The following is a 15,874-nucleotide window of genomic DNA, read 5'->3' on the forward strand; positions in this document are numbered from 1 at the left end:
AGGTTCGGAATCATGGTTCAGCTGAACGGGGCGGGCACCGCCGTCCGGCGTCCAGCGGAGCCCCTGACGTTCCGTGGTTGCCTTGCCCTGCTCAACCACGCACAAAAGCCCGGAGCCGGTGTACCCGCCTACACCCGGTGGGTGAACCGCCGGCTCGCTCGCTTTGCGGCGGCTGCCGCCGTCGTCCTGCGGCTGTCTCCCAATACAGTCACCGCCGCCAGCGCCGTCCTTTCCCTTTCCGGGCTGTTGATACTGCTCCTCTTTCCTCCAAGCCTTCTGTCGGGCCTGGGTGCGGCGGGACTGCTTGCTGCCGGGTATGTGCTGGATTCGGCGGACGGGCAGGTGGCCAGGGTGACTGGCCGCGGCGGCCCGTCCGGCGAATGGCTGGACCACGTGGTGGATGCCGTGCGCACTCCCGCAATCCATTTGGCGGTCCTGGCCGGTCTGGTTTCCTACACCAGCCTGCCGCCATGGGTGTTGCTGCTTCCCGGCCTGTATTGCCTGCTGTCCTGCGGCCAGTTCATGAGCCAGATCCTTGCCGAACAGTTAGTGCGCCAGCGCCGGGATTCGCCGGAGGCCCGGCGGGACGTAGGACCAACCGTGTCCGGACCGGGGCCCCTGCGGTCCTTCCTGCTGCTGCCCACGGACGCGGGGTCGCTCTGCTGGGTCTTCCTGCTGTGGGGAATGCCTCCGGTGTTCTACGCGGCCTACGGAGGCCTGTTTTTGCTCAATCTCGTCGCCAGCGCTGCCTCCATGCGGCGTAAATACCGCGCCTTGGTCTCGATCAGTAAGGAAGCTCCGCTGTGAACATTCCCGGTCTCGCCCGCCCCGCCCCCTCAACCCTGGATACCGTCAGCGTTGTCGTCGCCACTGTGGACCGGCCCGGGCTTCTGCGCCAGGCGATACGTGCCGCACTGGCGCAGGAGTACCCCGGACCGGTGGAGGTCCTCGTGGTGTTTGACCGGGTGCGGGCCCAATCCCTGACAGACATTGCTGTTCCGCCGCTGCGGTCCCTGATTACGTTGGAAAACACCAGGACGCCTGGCCTGGCCGGCGCCCGGAACACCGGGATACTGGCCGCCAGCGGCTCCTACGTGGCGTTCTGCGACGACGACGACGAGTGGCATCCGCGGAAGCTCTCCCTCCAGCTCGCCGCATGGAAGAAAGATCCTGCCGCCGCAGCTGTGGCAGCCGGGGTCAGCATCTCCGCCGAAGGCCAAATCACCACCCGAATACCCCCTCCCACGGTCACGTTTAGGCAGTTCCTGCGGTCCCGGGTGTCGGAGATCCATCCCTCGTCGCTCCTGTTCCGCCGGGAGGACCTAACCGGCAGATACGGGCTTGTCGACGAGGACCTTCCGGCCTCCTACGGGGAGGACTACGACCTGCTGCTGCGGTCCGCCCGGTTCGGGCACATCCGGTCGGTCCAGACAGCTCTGGTTTCCGTGCGCTGGGGCAGACACTCGATGTTCGCCGGGCACTGGGAAATGCTGGCCGCTGGCCTGACATACCTGCTGCAGAAATTTCCGGAGTTCGCTTCCAGCAGCTCAGGCACCGCCCGAATTGCCGGACAAGTCGCCTTCGCACACGCTGCCCTGGGGCGGCGCCGGGAAGCCTGGCGTTGGGCGCGCAGCTCACTGCGGCGCGACCCTGCACAGTTGAGGGCCTATGCGGCCATGCTGGTGGGGACGGGAGCCGTGTCAGCGGAAGCGCTGCTCGCACTCACCCAAAAGTGGGGACGGGGACTGTGAGGGGAAGGGCCGCCGTGCTCTCCCGTCAGGCGTCGGAGCCAGGCACGGAGGCCGGCCTTTCACCCGTCGCCCGGCAGCTGCCGGCTTGGCCCCTGATGGTTCTGCTGTTCGGCTTCCCCTTCTGGTGGGCAGCCGGCGCAAGCCCTTTCGCTCCCATCCTGCTTGCCGGGGTGATGGCCGCACTGATGGCGGTCCGCGGCGGCATTGTCCTGGTGCCGGGAATCCTTCCGTGGTTCGCCTTCCTGGCGTGGGTTGCCGCTGCGGCAGTTAGCCTGGATTCCGCAACCTCGCTCCTGGCCTACGGACAGCGTGCCGGCAATTTGCTGGCTGTCGGAGTGTTCATGCTCTACGTCATTAATGCTGCGTCCAATTTGCCCGCGCGGAGGATATTAGCGGGACTGCTGGCCCTGTGGGTGACCATCACGGTGCTGGGAATTGCGGCAATCCATTTCCCTGATTTCCGCCTAAATACCCCGGTGGGAATGCTCCTGCCGAATTTCCTGACCCAGAACTCGCTGGTTTACGACCTTGTCTTTCCGCCTCTGGCCGAGGTCCAGCAGCCGTGGGGGTCCCCCGAACCGTTCAACCGCCCGTCCGCGCCTTTTCCGTACGCCAACAGCTGGGGCGTCATGTTCGTTGTCCTCACCCCGGTGGTTTTCGCTGCCGTCTGCCTGGCCCGTCGTCGAGCAGCCAAGGCGGCCCTGCTTCTGGGCGCCGTTCTCTCGCTGTGGCCTGCCCTGGAGACCAGCAACCGGGGGATGTTTGTGGGGCTTCTGGCTGCTGTCGCCTATGTCCTTATCCGGTTGTTCTTTCAGGGACGGATGGGGACCGTCACCGCCGTTGCTGTTGTGCTGGTATTCGCCGCCGCGGTACTGGTTCGGTCCGGTGCCGTCCAGGAAATCCTGGATCGACAGCTCTACAGCGACAGCACGGGAGGACGGCTCAACCTGTACCGCCAAACGTGGCAGGCCACTCTCCAGCACCCGCTGCTCGGCCATGCCACCCCGCGAATGGAAGAGACGATCGGTGTATCGCTGGGGACGCAGGGATACCTGTGGATGCTCATGTTCTCCTACGGTTTGGTGGGGCTGGGGCTGTTCCTTTGGTTTTTGATCAGCGCTGTTGCCAGGACCTGGCAGGTGACTTCCATGGCCGGTCTGTGGCTTCACAGCGTGCCGGTTGCGGCTTTGGCCATCATCCCGTTCTACGGATTTGATGTCATGCAACTGACCGTGGTCCTGTTGGTGGTGGCCTTGCTGCTGCGCCAGCGCTATCTCCCGGTTCCCGGATGAGCGTTCCAGTACAGGCCGGGCTGAGTCCAGCTGGGACACACGGCACACTCGCCAGGACCGGAACGCTGTCCTTCCTGCTGGTGATGGCTGGTTCCGTGCTGGCGTTCGGCACAACGCTCATGGTCGGAAATCTGCTGGGCGCGGACGGGACGGGAACGTTCTTTCAAATCACTGCCTGTTTCGCCATTCTCACCACCGTCTGCACGCTGGGCGCGGACACCGGATTGGTCCGGTTCCTGTCAGCCAGCCGCGCCCGGGGCCGGTGGGATGACGGCCCGGCTCTGCTGAGAGCGGCTCTGATCCCCGTCATCGTGGTGTCAGTGTGCGTCGGGGTGGCGCTGTGGATCATCGCTCCGGATTTGTCGGAGCGGTGGCTTCCGGGGTCCGACGCCGCAGCCGGTATCCGCGTCGCCGCTCCGTTTGTCCTGTTCAGCACCGTTCTCGCAGTGCTCTTCGGTGCCCTGCGGGGCAGCCGGCGCGTGGTTCGGTTTGCTGTCCTGCAGAATCTGGTGCTCCCCGTGCTGCGGCTTGGAGCCTTGGGCGCGGCAGTCCTTGCCGGGGCAGCGGTGCACCTGCTGGCGGCGGCCTGGGTGCTGCCGCTGCTGATAGTGGTTGTGCTGGCGTCGCTGTCTCTGCGCCAAAGCCTGGTCCCCCAGCGGGCCTCAGCCAAGACCGAGGCGCTGAACGGAACCGGGACAGGATCCCCTGCTGGGCCGGATTCTCCCCCATCACGCCGGTCATTCTGGTCTTTTTCCAGTGCTCGAGGCGTTAGCGCCGGGATAGAGGTCCTGTTGGAATGGGTCGGAGTCCTTGCAGTTGCGATACTGCTTGGACCAGCAGCGGCCGGCGTCTTTGGTGTCATCAATCGCTGTATACGTCTGGGTACGATGCTCGACCACACTGCACGGATTGTTTCCGGTCCATCCCTCAGCGAAAGCCTCGCCGTGGGCGACACAGGCGCTGCAGGCAAGCTGTTCAACTCGATAACCCGGCTGCTAATTCTGGGGGCCTGGCCGCTGTATCTGGTGTTTATCCTCTTCGGGGAGCCCGTGCTGCGCTTCTTCGGCCCCGATTTCGAGAATGGTGCGCCGGTATTTGCGGTTAGCGCAGCAGCCATGCTGATAGTTGTTACCGCTGGTGGGGTCCAAAGTGTCCTTCTCATGTCAGGACGCAGCCGCTGGCAGTTGCTGAACAAGGCCGCAGCGCTGGTTACTGCGGTGGGACTGAATATCCTGCTGCTTCCGGTCCTTGGACTTACGGGCGCTGCCGTTGCCTGGGCGGCCGCCGCCCTGGTGGACGTGGGCCTGGCCACGTTCCAGGTTCGGAAGTTCCTGGGTATTGGAACCAGGATGCGCGAAATCTGCCTCCCGGCTTCACTTGCGCTTGCTGTCTTCGGCATCGGTGGCCTCATCGTGCGTCAGACGGCAGGATCCACCTTTACTGCCCTGCTCATCATGCTGATAGGCGGCGGTGCAGTCTATGCGGGGCTTCTGGTGCTGCTGCGGCAACCGCTGGGGCTGAGTGCCCTACTGACGAAGCCACGCGTGCCGCGCGCGCCGTAACATCATGCCCTGCCGCCGAGCTGACCCCAGCTCCGCGAAGACATGCTCCAGCCGTGCCGTTGCCGCCGCGCCGCCCGGCTGCCGGGGCGCCGTTCGGCTTCCCGCCGGATCCTGCAGCACTGCGGTTCCCGCCTCAATCAACTGCTCCAGGCTGGTAGCCATGACAGCTTCCCCCTGCCGGTGCATAACCCGGGTAAAGGCAAGCTGATGAGCGTCCACCACTTCACCGAGTTCAGGACGCCGCGGCACGGCCACGGGAATGTGCCCGGTTTCCCTGGCATCCAGAATGGATCCGGGACCGCCCTGGACGACCACGAGGTCCGCCTGCCGATACAGGTTCAGCAGATCCTGCCGGGGCATGCGGTCAATACCCTGCGCCACCCGCGGGATCCGGCTGGCGCCGTGCTGGACAATGCAGGACGGCGGCGACTCAAGGGAGTCAAGCCAGTCGTCGATCCAATCGACTAGCCGATCGAAGCGGTGGAAGTCAGTGCCGAGAGAAACGATGATTTTCGTGTTTGTCATAGTCACAGCAGTGGTCCAATGTTTATGGCTTCGGGGTAAAACTCCCGCTGCTCTTCCCACTGGATACAGAAGGCATCCGCCAGTGGATAACAGATGCGTCCGCTCAATGTCGGCATGGTGATCCGATCAAAGCACTCGATATAGACAGTGCGGATTCCCAGCAGCCGGGCCGTGATAAAAAACGGAACGCTGACACCGGCCCCGGCCGAAACCAACACATCAGGACGAAACCGCCTCAGGGTGGGCCAGGACAGGAACAGGTTCCGAACCGCGTTCCGCGCGTTGCGGGTGGTGGGGAAAAAACACCAGGTGACATCCTCTCCGGCCAGTGCTGTTTCCACCTCCGGCTGCCGAAACGTAACCCACTCCCTCGCGTGATCCTTCCACCAGGGCTGCAACGGAAGAAGTTGAGCGAGATGTCCCCCGCCCGACGACACGAACATAATCCTCATCAGGAAATTCCTCCGCCGGCTGTCCGCGCTGGTGACCTCGTGGAGGAAGAAGAGCCGTCCCTCCTGAGACGGCGGTTGCGTTCACGTCCTAGCGCAAGCCCACAACCGGCCAACAGACCAAATGCCAGGGTTCCGGTCACGATGACAGGAGTGCCGGGGGACGCTGGTTCACCCGGAACGGTGGCGCGCGAAATGACGCGTCCGGGGACCTCACCGACCAATCTGAGCGATGTCAGTTGCTCCTGGAGGGAAGATAAAGCCGCCATGTCACCCGCGGAGATTGTTGCCTCCGACGTCAATTCCTCAATCTTCTGCTCCAGCACGGCAATCTGGCCTTTGGCAACATCTTCAGCACCTTGAGTCCGGAACGACAGGTAGGCCTCTGCCAGGGCGTTGGCTCGGGCGGCAGTTTTTTTCGCGTCAGCATCCCTCACAGTCACCTTCAAGACCTGGGAGCCCGACGGCGCCGCCACCGAGGTATCACCCATCAGGTCCTCGGCTGCGGAGTCCCCCACCGATTCCGCGGCGATGGACGCAACTTCCCGTGAGGCCATCACCTCGCGCTCCGTGGCCATGTTGACCTGCTGCTGGGACGAGGAAAACGGTGATGTGGTCAGCGGCGCAACAGTCAAAGCCGCGCTTGCGGAGTAGGTGGCAGGTACCGCCGCTCCAAGGCCGGCCCCAAGGGCCCCACATACCAGGCTCGTCCCCAGGACAAGCTTCCAGCGGCGGGCAATGATGGTTATAAAGTCGCCTATCTCGACAACAGGATCCTGTTCTTTGGTGATCATTCATATCTCCCCAGCTAAACAATGGCGCATCATTGAAAATGATCCTAAAGTTAGCCACGCCAACCCACACGCGTAAATATGGAAATAGTGCGAACCACATGCTTGCCTTTTTCACCATAAACACTTGGTTCACCTTGGGTTTACTTGAGTAGGACTCTCCATATAAGGAATAGGAGGATAAAATGGAGGCAATATGATGAATTCATCCCATCGATCCCACTCCGGGTTGCGCCGTTTTCCCGCATTGATGCTTCCTGCGGTCCTGGTGCTGGGGTTGGCTGCTTGCCAGGGATCCGCCCCTCCGCCTGCGGACCCGGAGCACAGCGCTGCTCCGGTCTCCACGACGCCGGCCACCCCCGGCTCCTCATCGGCGGACGAGTCTGACAGCGATGTGCTTCCCGGGTGGGGCGCTCCTGTTTTTCGCGACGAATTCGATGGGGGATTAAGGCAGTGGACAGTGCGTGACCATGCCACCCACGGCTCCCTCAGCTACGACCGTGCCATCCTGAGCCGGCGGCAGGTCACCGTGGGCAACGGCCTGCTTACCATTACCGGCCGGAGGGCGCCGGATTCCGATGTGGAGGGAGAGCGCCACTTCGTCACCGGATACGTCGACAGCGCCGACTCCTTTTCCCAAAAATACGGCCGCTGGGAAATCCGGGCGAAACTACCGCTGCCGCCCGGAACGTCCCAGGGCATTTGGCCCGCTTTCTGGCTTCGTCCGGACGATTCACGTGCTCCCGGAGAAATCGACATCATGGAAGCCTATGGGACAGCGGACTCCGCCCCCTTCGGGATGTTCACTGCCGACAAGACTCAAGCATCACTTCACTTCGACCAGTCAGGTGACAACAAAACCACCGGGTGGACACCCTCCGTCGAAGAGCTGCACAGTGAGTTCCATGTTTGGGCGGTGGAATGGACCCCCGCAGGCATGGAATGGTCAATGGACGGGCGGCCCTACATGAGCGTGGACCGGACCGACCACCCGGGCTACGTTGGCGCCTTCGAAACCGGGGTGCCCTTCCACATGCGCCTGAACCTGCAGTACGGCTCTGAATATTGGGGTTTCCCGGACCCGGTTAATCCGGATATCACGGCAGATGAAGCAGAGTTCCTCATTGATTACGTGCGAGTTTGGCGCTACGACGAGGGATGATGGCCTCCGGAGCCGAGAGTGGGGCCGCACGCTCCTGCTCCCCGGTACTTAGAGCCGCAAGGGCCCTGCGCAGGATAGTGCTTGAGGTATGGACCGTGTACGGGAAGTAGACCACCTTAACGCCCACTGTGCTGAACTGCTGCTCCAGTAAGGCGCCCTTAGTTGTACCCTTCCAGTCATCACCCTTGAAAAAGATGTGGAACCCGACCTCCCGCCACGCTTCCAGTCGATCTGTCGACGTTTCGCTGATCACGCTGTCCACCAGTGAAATATGCCGCAGGATTTCCATGCGCTCCTGCAGGGGCACTGCGGGAAGCCTGCCCTTGGTCGCCAGGCAGATTTCATCGGATACCACTCCTGCCACGAGGACATCGCAATGTGCTCTGGCCTGGCGGAGGATGTTCAGGTGACCAACGTGAAAAAGATCGTAGGCACCCGCGGCATAGCCAATACGGACATCCATTGCCCCTCCCTTCGAATATCTCATGCTGTGGACTGGTGTTTTTGTCGGGAGGAGCTCAGTACGCCCCCACTGGCCGGCGGAGCATCTGCACCGTTCGCCAGAGAATGTGAAGGTCGCCGGTAAGCGACCAGTTTTCGACGTAGTAGAGATCCAGGCGGACGCCGTCCTTCCAATTGAGTTCGGAGCGCCCGTTGATCTGCCACATGCCCGTCAGGCCGGGCTTGATGTAGAGCCTGCGGTGCACCCGGTTGCCGTACTGCGCCACTTCGCAGGGCAGCGGCGGCCGGGGGCCAACCAGCGACATGTGGCCCAGGAACACATTCCAGAACTGCGGCAGCTCATCCAGGGAGTACCTGCGCATCCAGCGGCCAACAGAGGTGACCCGCGGATCGTTCCTGAGCTTGAACAGCAGCCCGGAGCCTTCATTGCCCTCAAGGAGTCCGGCCAGATCGGTTTCGGCGGACTCCACCATGGACCGGAACTTGTACATCACAAACGTTTCTCCCCCACGGCCCACCCGTTCCTGGGCGAAGATGGCCGGACCAGGGCTGTCTCGCCGGATCAGCACGGCGAGAGTGAGGAAGAGCGGGGCCAGCACAATCAGGGCAGCGGCAGAGAGCACCAGGTCCAATCCCCGTTTCAGGACATGCTTGAGACCGGTGTACTGCGGAAGCTCCACATGCATCAGGGGAAGTCCCTCGACCGGCCGGGAATGGATCCGCGGCCCGGCGACATTGGTCAGGCCGGTGGTGAGAATCAGCTGGGTGGCCGTTTCCTCCAGCTGCCAGCCCAGTTCCTGCACGTAGCCGCTGCCGCCCTTCATGGGCCCGGCCACGATCACCGCGTCCGCGCGCAGCCGGCGCACGGCGTCCACCACTGTGCTGCGGTCCGCTACGACGGGAATCGGTTTGCCGTTGATCCCCAACTCGGCGGGGCCGGGGCTGTTGAGCGCGGCACCGATCACCTGATATCCGGCGCCGTCCCTGCGCTGGATCTGGCTGGCCACGTAGCGCACATCCCTGGCCCTGCCCAGAATGATCACCCGTGACTGGTAGCGGCCTTTGGCGCGCTGGGCTGCGAGCCACCGGCGCAGCAGGAACCTGCAGGCGAGGAGGCCCCCGAGCCCCAGGGGGAACACCAGGGCAAAAAAGCCCCGGGAGATGTCCAGCTGGAAAACCAGGCAGAACATCGCGATCAGCCCCATCACGGTCACCGTGGCAGTAATGACCCGTTTGTATTCGTCCGCGCCGGTGCCGGCAATCCGCACGTCACGGGACCTGTGGACACTCAGCGACGTCAGCCAGGCACCCCAGATACAGCCCGACACAACGAGGTACGGGATATGCCCTCCGCCAGCCGGCATGTATTCGGCAGCTGTGCCGAAGCGGACCAGATGGGCAACAACGACGGCGGCTGTCAGGACTCCGACGTCGAACGCGAGCAGGATGCGCCGGTAGCGGTTTGCAGAGCGGCGGCTGTCATTGGAGGCGGGCCGCGCGGCCGGCCGGAAAATCTTGAAATTCGGAAACTGAATCGGTGCTTGTACCGGCATCGCAGGCCGTAGGAGATCCAAGCGGAACCCGGCATCTTTTACTTCGGTCATCAGAGCCCCCTCAAAGCTCAGAGTCTTCCGAAGGGGCCGACGACGGCTGGGGGGAAGCCTTGGTCTCAAGAGGCTTCGACGCCGTCGACCCCGCTCGGGGGACCGGCGCCAATGGCGCCGGAAGATTATTCGCGGGAACAGGCTATTGAAATATGTGGAAAATCAACTCCGGAAAACCGGAGAAAATCCACATGGCTGACAATTATTGGCCGCCTGAATTCCTCGCAAAACAATCAACACACCAAAGACTAGAAGTGGCTATTAGCGCCTGCACGAGTAATGCTTACCCGAATCCCCCGATCGATTTCCCCCTTTGCGGGAGATATACCTGCACCTACTTGGTTTGGAGAATGGCGGCGACTATTGATAGTGGAATGCGGAAGGTGGAAGTCCCCGGGATAGGGCTTATTGATGGCCCCGCAGGGAGTGGGCATGGCGAGCAGCGCAGGAGGATTCGGACTGCTAGTCCAGCGCCACCGAACTGGCTCCGGGTTCCAGCGCCAGGTATGCGGCTTCGAGGTCCGCGCGGCGGCTGATGCCCAGCTTCACGTAGATCCGATAAACGTGCCCCTCGACCGTCCGCTGAGACAGCGTGAAGTGAGCGGCCACGTCCTTGGTGCTGGCACCGGCAAGCAGCAGGTCCACAATCTCGTGCTCACGGCGGGTCAGCCGCACCAGATGCAGCGACGGGCTGAGGTAGGAGACAGTGACGCCCGCAAGTTCACCGCGGCGCCGGCGCAGCTGCTGGATGAGGGCCCGCTGCCGGCGCAGGTTGCCGTGTGCACCGTAAAAACGGATGGCGTGGCCGATGCTTTCCACGGCAATAAGGTACTTCCGGTGCCGGACCGCCTCGTCCGCCGCAGCCACCATGCGATCCGGGCTGCCGGACGCCACAGCGGCCGCATAGGCGTGAAGCGCCTGCGCCTCCCCGCCTTCGAAGGCGGCGCTTACCTCCAGCAGCCGGTGGGCCTGCCGAAGATCGCCGACCGCGAGACACAATTCGAGGATGTCCTTCTCGGCAGCCAAATACCCTTCAGTGCGGGCCTGTTCAGCCACCTCCGCCAGCCTTTCCGGCAACCTCTCCGGAATGCCGGACTCGGATTCGGAGGACGCCATGGCGGCAGCTGCATAGGCCTGCCCCACCAGCCACAAGGGCCGCGGGCCGGTGTACCCGACACTGCGCAGTTCCTTTGCATACCTTGCGGTCTGGGCATGGTCCCCGACCACCGTGGACGCGTAACCGGCCAGCCCCAGGGCGTAGGGCAGCAGCATTTCCGGATCCGAGACCCTGAGTGCTTCCACGGCCGGGTGCAGGCGCTGCAGTCCTTCCCGCAGCCTGCCCTGATGGATTTCCACCGCTCCCTCGAAGACCCCCATGGTGCCGCCATAAACAATCAGGTACTGCGCGGGAGAATCAAGCTTGGCTTCCAGAAGCCGCTCCAGTTCAGCGAAACGCCCGCCGTGAAGCAGCGCCTGCGCATGCCTCACCAGTGCCATGCCGCAGTGTGCGTGCAGCCGCCCGCCGAGATGCCCGATCAGCTGCAGAGCCTGATTCGAGTGTTCCAGGGCAGAGCTGATCTGCCCGTTGGAGACCATGATCTCCGCAAGCAGACTGTGGAACACCGCGCTCCACCGGGGATCGGAGCCGCCGGGCACCGCCATCGGATGCTCTGCCGCTGAACTGAGCCGGGCGAGTGCCGCGGAGTAGTCCCCTTCCACCATCAAAGCCATGCTGCACAGCAGTTCGGCGAACCTGGTGACGCCGGACGCCGGTTCACCGGTGCCGCCGGTGCGGGATGACAGCTCGCCCGACGCGGCACGCCAGGCATCGGCGAGCTCTTCGAGTTCCTGTCCGGGCAGGCCCGAACGAAGATGAAGGCGGGCCAGTGCCAGCACTGCCCGGTTGAGGGTTTCGTCGTCGCCCGCCGGGCTTGGCTGCCCCGATTCAAGGATTCCTTCCAGCAGCACGCGCGCATGCGCCAGATCTCCGGTGCAGACGGTGGCCGTGGCGGTTTCCACCCGTGCCGCCAGCAGGTGGGACGTGCCCCGCACCGCGGCTCCAAAACGGAGCGCCAACGTTGACCTGGCGGCGTCGTTTGCCCGTCGTGCCGCTGTGAGCAGCAACTCGTCCGGGATGGTGTCGCCGCAGTCGAGGCCCCATTCGATCCGCCGCAGCCATGCCTCTTCTTCACCGGGGACTGCGGGCTCGCTGATCTCCGCACTGTCCAGGACGGCAAGCACCCGAGAGCGGATGGCGGCGCTGCGGACCGTGGGCACCAGGGACCGGATGGCCTCGGCGTGAAGCGGCTGGGACAGGCACAGCAGCTCGCCCATTCCCGGGCCGGGCTGCAAAAGTCCGTCCGCCATCAAAGAGTGGACGGGAGCGGGTCCGCAGACACTGACCAGGACGGAGCGGGGCAGCAGGTTCGCGAGGGCCACCGTTTCCAGCACCCCGCGTTCCTCCGGTGAACGGCCGGCCAGCTGCCCTTTGACCAGGTCCACCACGGATGAGTCCAGTCCGTCAGGCTCGCCCCGCAGGAACCATGCCCCGTTGCCTTCGGCCAGTATGCCCAACCTGCGCGACTGGGCCAGCAGGGCTTTGAGGTACAGCGGGTTGCCGCCGGATGCAGTGGCGAGCAGCGCTGAGGTTGCCCGTAGAACGGGTCCGCCGAGGACACCCTCGCATACTTCATGGACAGCGCCCGCCGACAGTGCGCCAAGGTCGATACGGGCCAGCAGCCCGTCCCGGGCCAGTGACAGCAGCTCATGGATGTGCCGCGCGCGGGGACGCGTGAGCACCAGCAACCGCAGCTCTCCGGACATTGCGAGCTGGGTCAGCACATGGCAGCTGGATTCATCGAGGCACTGGGCATCGTCGATGACCAGCAGCGGCTGCGGACTGCCCTCCTCGCTGATCCGGCGGAAGTGCCGACGGATCGTGCGGAGCACCGCCAGAGGCGACTCCATGTCTTCGGCTCCGGCCGATCCAAGATAGGGCGACAGCACTCCATACGGCATGCGGGACAACACGGGGCTTCCATGGATGAAGGATGCGCTGACGATGCCGTCCAAACGCTCCAGGACGTGGTCGGCGAGCGCGGATTTACCCATACCTCCAGCGCCCACAATCACGGCTCCCCGCAGCCCCGGCTCAAGCAGCCTCGAGGTAATCTCCTGTACTTCCTTGTCCCGGCCCAGCAGCAGGGCGGATGTACTGCGCCCGCTCGACAGGAGCCCGCTCATTTGCGAGCGCCTGACTTGTCGGCGATGATCTTGGCGAGTTCACGCCTGCTGCCCACATGGAGCTTGGAATAGACCTGGTACAGGTGCCCCTCAACAGTGCGGACCGAAATGTTCAAGTCGGCGGCAATGGCTTTATTGCTGGTTCCCGCCGCGGCCATCCTGGCAATTGACCGTTCCCGGAAGGTCAGCGCGCTGAGGTACTCGTCGGCGGAATCAGAACCCTCCACTGTTCCTGTGGTCACGGTCCCCCGTCTGCTGCGGTGAATGAACCGTACAGTGGCCCGGTCCCCTGCCCCGGAGGCAACTGCAAGCGCCCGTTCGGAAGCTTCCCGTGCGAAGAGCAAATGGCCGGCTGCCTCGCCCATTTCCGCCGCCTGGATCAGCAGCTGCGCATCGTAGCTGCCCGCACCCTTGGCATAGGTCTCGCACATTCTGGCAAAGGCACCCTGCTGGAGAGCGGCCACCGTCAGGATGCGGTCCAGGTTCTCCAAATCCCCCAGCCGCACGGCATGCAGCAGGGACAGGAGCTCGTAGGAGTAGGCTCCCCTCCTGTGGTCGTGGGCTGCCAAGTCAATGAAGCGCCGGGCGGACTGCGGTGATCCCAGGGCGCCGCCGGCCAGGGCCGCGAAGTGCCGTGCGCTGCGCCGCAACGTCCAGGGGCCTCCATCCGAAGCCTTGCCGCTGAGCTGCAGGTACTGGTCAGCGCCCGTGCTGTCCTTCTGCAGCGCCAGGCAGTAGGCCGCGGCCGCTGCGGCAAGCGGAATCATGGATTCCGGCCCGCTGATCCGAAGCTGGGCCACGGCGGGGATGAGGCGCTGCAGTGCGCTTTCGGGATCCCCGGCGTAGGCGTGCAGCAGTCCTTCACCCATTTCGCTGAACATCCCCGGGAAAAGCGTGGCCTGTCCGTTTTGCTGCTGCGCCGTGAGCAGTCTCCGCGCGTCGTGCAAAGCTCCTATGGCCAGGTAAACGTGGACGATCCTCCCGAAGGATGTGCTGCGCTCACCCACCCCGATATCAGGGTCAGCCAGAAGCCGTTCCACGTCCTGGGCCAGCTCCAGGGCTTCGTCCTGGCGGTCCGTCATCCCCAGCGCTTCGCAGAGCCAGGAACCAACCAGAACGCGGTAGCCCTTGTCGCGGCCCGCGGCACCGGCCTGCAGCGGCGCAAGGTAAGCGGCGTTTTCGAGGAACCGCCCATGGTTCGAGTTGCATTCGGCCCGTGCCAAAACCAGGTCCCGGGTCAGCGCTGCGGCCTCCGTCCGGCCGATGGTCCCAGCGGCGGACAGCTCGGCCGTGCGCTGCTCTGCCTGCCGCAGCAGTTCGTCGTGTTTTTTGGCCGCACCGGCGGGAAGGGCCCCGGCGGGAAGGGCCCCCGACAGAGCACCGGTTGCGGCCATGCACAGCACCCGGTTTTCCGCGAGCAGCAATCGGACCTCCTCCAGCGGCGTCGCCTGCTTACCCCGGCTTCGGTAACTGCTGAGCGCTGCCACCGCAGCGCCGTATTCTGCCCGTGTCATCCGTGCGGCAACCAGCTGAAGGACCGCCGCCGGGCTCTGTGCACTGTCTTCCCGGGACGAAATGAAGCGGACTGCGCCTGTCGGATCGCCGCAGGCGTTCGCGTTCCGTGCCGCCGCGACAGCCGCGTCCGTGGTCAGTGCCTCTCCGCTGTCCAGGCGCCAGGCAGCCAAACGGGCCGGTTCCAGGACGGCGGCGGCCGGGTCGTCGCCGCCGCCCTCCGCCGTGCCGGCCGCCGTTGCTGCGCCCGGTGCGGCACTCGACGGAGAGGAGGAAACAACAGCGGAGCGCAGCTGCTGGAGCAGGCGGCCGCGTTCGGTGGCATCGAGGGACAGGCTGACGGCGTTGGCCAGGACCGCATCACGGATCCGCACCCGCGGCACGCTGTGCCGTTCCACGGCCAGGATTCCCTGTTCCTGCAGAACGTCCACTTCGACGGGGTCAACATCATGCAGGGCCAGCCCCAGGGGCAGGGACCCTGCCAGTGCCACGCTCCGGATCAGTGTCACCTGCCGGCCGGTCAATCCGTCCAGGCGGCCCAGCACAGCTTCGGCAACGCGTCCCGCCGGTGCAGGCTGTTGCGGTTCCAGGACCCAGACCTGCCCGCTGCGGCGCAGCCTCCCACTTTCGCGGTAGTCCTTGCAGGCCAGTGTCAGCAGGTGCGGATTGCCGCCGGCATGCCGCTGCAGATCCGCCACAGCCGCCCCCGATACGGCGCCGTCGAGTTCGGCCGACACCAATTCCGCGCTTTCCGCCAGATCCAGGGGTTCCAGATCCACCCGGGACAGGATGCCCTCCCGCCACAGGCCGGTGAACTCCGCAGGGGCACGGCTGAAATCGCGGAAGCATGCCAGCAGCCCGGCGGTCCTGCTGAGGACCATCTGGCTGAGGGCCATGGCTGAGAACTCATCGAGTTCCTCCCCGTTGTCCACGGCCAGCAGGACGGTGCGCCCCTGGGCGCGCTCCTGGATCAGCCGGGTCAGTCCGCGCAGGATCAGCACGGGGTGCGAGGAAACGTCGGACTCCAACTCGGAGAGGAGAAAGGTCAGGGCGCCAAAGGGTGTGCGCCCGGAAAAGGCGGATCCACGAACGTGGACCACATAGGTGTCTGAGCTGCACTGCCGCAGCACGTGGTGGATCAGTGCCGTTTTCCCGCTGCCGGCTTCCCCCACGAGGATGCATCCGGCTCCGCCGCCTGATGCCAGCCGCTCGTGGATTTTTCGCGTTACCGCGTGCCGGCCGACGAAGCGCGGCGGAGCGGCCTGCTCTTCCCGCAGTGCTTCGTCCGGCCGCGGACCCTGGCTAAAGACAACTGATCCCGCAGGTTCAGATGAGGCGGAGGAATGGGGAAGGCGAGACTGGTGGATGCTGCTGTTATGCACGGTGAGACCCGATTCTGCCGATGGCCGCACCTTGCATGGATTTCCTGCAGGTGGGCTCGTGGTGGATGTCTGCCGCAAGCGTAGGAGAGGAAAACAGTAGGAACACGAGTACCGATCACCAGCGGAACGGGGCCACTAC

Annotated in this window: 12 protein-coding genes; 5 read left to right on the forward strand and 7 right to left on the reverse strand. The window is 64.5% G+C overall.

Annotated elements, in window-relative coordinates; all coding sequences use genetic code 11:
• The first annotated feature begins 12 nt into the window (after window positions 1–12).
• From AAE021_RS10600 to AAE021_RS10615, 4 genes are read left to right on the forward strand one after another with little or no spacing between them, the layout of a single operon-like run.
• The gene (locus tag AAE021_RS10600) at window positions 13–807 is read left to right on the forward strand and encodes a CDP-alcohol phosphatidyltransferase family protein (RefSeq protein WP_342022301.1); all 795 of its coding nucleotides are present in this window, start codon (window positions 13–15) and stop codon (window positions 805–807) included.
• Window positions 804–1,751 carry a glycosyltransferase family 2 protein gene (locus AAE021_RS10605; protein WP_342022302.1) on the forward strand — a complete coding sequence of 316 codons (948 nt, stop codon included), beginning with the start codon at window positions 804–806 and terminating at the stop codon, window positions 1,749–1,751. The genes AAE021_RS10600 and AAE021_RS10605 overlap by 4 nt, the downstream gene beginning before the upstream one ends.
• Window positions 1,752–1,765: 14 nt before the next feature.
• On the forward strand, window positions 1,766–3,043 hold the full coding sequence (locus AAE021_RS10610) for an O-antigen ligase domain-containing protein (RefSeq protein WP_342022303.1): 1,278 nt from the start codon (window positions 1,766–1,768) through the stop codon (window positions 3,041–3,043).
• Window positions 3,040–4,605: a lipopolysaccharide biosynthesis protein gene (locus AAE021_RS10615; protein WP_342022305.1), complete on the forward strand. Its 1,566-nt coding sequence runs from the start codon at window positions 3,040–3,042 to the stop codon at window positions 4,603–4,605. Before AAE021_RS10610 ends, AAE021_RS10615 begins: the two co-directional genes overlap by 4 nt.
• Here the strand turns inward: AAE021_RS10615 and AAE021_RS10620 are convergent.
• Genes AAE021_RS10620 through AAE021_RS10630 form a run of 3 tightly spaced genes read right to left on the reverse strand, consistent with a single transcriptional unit; the run spans window position 4,570 to window position 6,373 of the window.
• Complete coding sequence (locus tag AAE021_RS10620) at window positions 4,570–5,130, reverse strand: glycosyltransferase (RefSeq protein WP_342022306.1); 561 nt, start codon at window positions 5,128–5,130, stop codon at window positions 4,570–4,572. The genes AAE021_RS10615 and AAE021_RS10620 overlap by 36 nt on opposite strands.
• 2 nt (window positions 5,131–5,132) lie before the next feature.
• Window positions 5,133–5,582 (reverse strand): PssD/Cps14F family polysaccharide biosynthesis glycosyltransferase, encoded by a 450-nt coding sequence (pssD, locus tag AAE021_RS10625; protein WP_342022307.1) that lies wholly within the window; start codon window positions 5,580–5,582, stop codon window positions 5,133–5,135.
• On the reverse strand, window positions 5,582–6,373 hold the full coding sequence (locus tag AAE021_RS10630; protein WP_342022308.1) for a Wzz/FepE/Etk N-terminal domain-containing protein: 792 nt from the start codon (window positions 6,371–6,373) through the stop codon (window positions 5,582–5,584). The genes pssD and AAE021_RS10630 overlap by 1 nt, the downstream gene beginning before the upstream one ends.
• Before the next feature lie 457 nt (window positions 6,374–6,830).
• On the opposite strand from AAE021_RS10630, the gene AAE021_RS10635 reads away from it, so the two are divergent.
• Window positions 6,831–7,532, forward strand: a complete 702-nt coding sequence (locus AAE021_RS10635) for a glycoside hydrolase family 16 protein (protein ID WP_342022309.1) — start codon at window positions 6,831–6,833, stop codon at window positions 7,530–7,532.
• On the opposite strand, the gene AAE021_RS10640 is transcribed toward AAE021_RS10635, so the two are convergent.
• From AAE021_RS10640 to AAE021_RS10655, 4 genes are all read right to left on the reverse strand, one after another.
• Entirely contained in the window at window positions 7,492–7,995 is a 504-nt protein-coding gene (locus AAE021_RS10640) for an adenylyltransferase/cytidyltransferase family protein (protein WP_342022310.1), read from the reverse strand. The two genes, AAE021_RS10635 and AAE021_RS10640, sit on opposite strands and share 41 nt — an antisense overlap.
• A gap of 55 nt (window positions 7,996–8,050) precedes the next feature.
• Window positions 8,051–9,547, reverse strand: coding sequence for a sugar transferase (locus AAE021_RS10645; protein WP_342022311.1), 1,497 nt, complete (start codon window positions 9,545–9,547; stop codon window positions 8,051–8,053).
• A gap of 513 nt (window positions 9,548–10,060) precedes the next feature.
• Window positions 10,061–12,841 carry a helix-turn-helix transcriptional regulator gene (locus AAE021_RS10650; RefSeq protein ID WP_342022312.1) on the reverse strand — a complete coding sequence of 927 codons (2,781 nt, stop codon included), beginning with the start codon at window positions 12,839–12,841 and terminating at the stop codon, window positions 10,061–10,063.
• Window positions 12,838–15,735, reverse strand: a complete 2,898-nt coding sequence (locus tag AAE021_RS10655) for a helix-turn-helix transcriptional regulator (protein WP_342022313.1) — start codon at window positions 15,733–15,735, stop codon at window positions 12,838–12,840. Before AAE021_RS10655 ends, AAE021_RS10650 begins: the two co-directional genes overlap by 4 nt.
• Window positions 15,736–15,874 lie beyond the last annotated feature (139 nt).

The organism is Arthrobacter citreus, from assembly GCF_038405225.1.
GTDB classification, from domain to species: Bacteria; Actinomycetota; Actinomycetes; order Actinomycetales; family Micrococcaceae; genus Arthrobacter_B; species Arthrobacter_B citreus_A.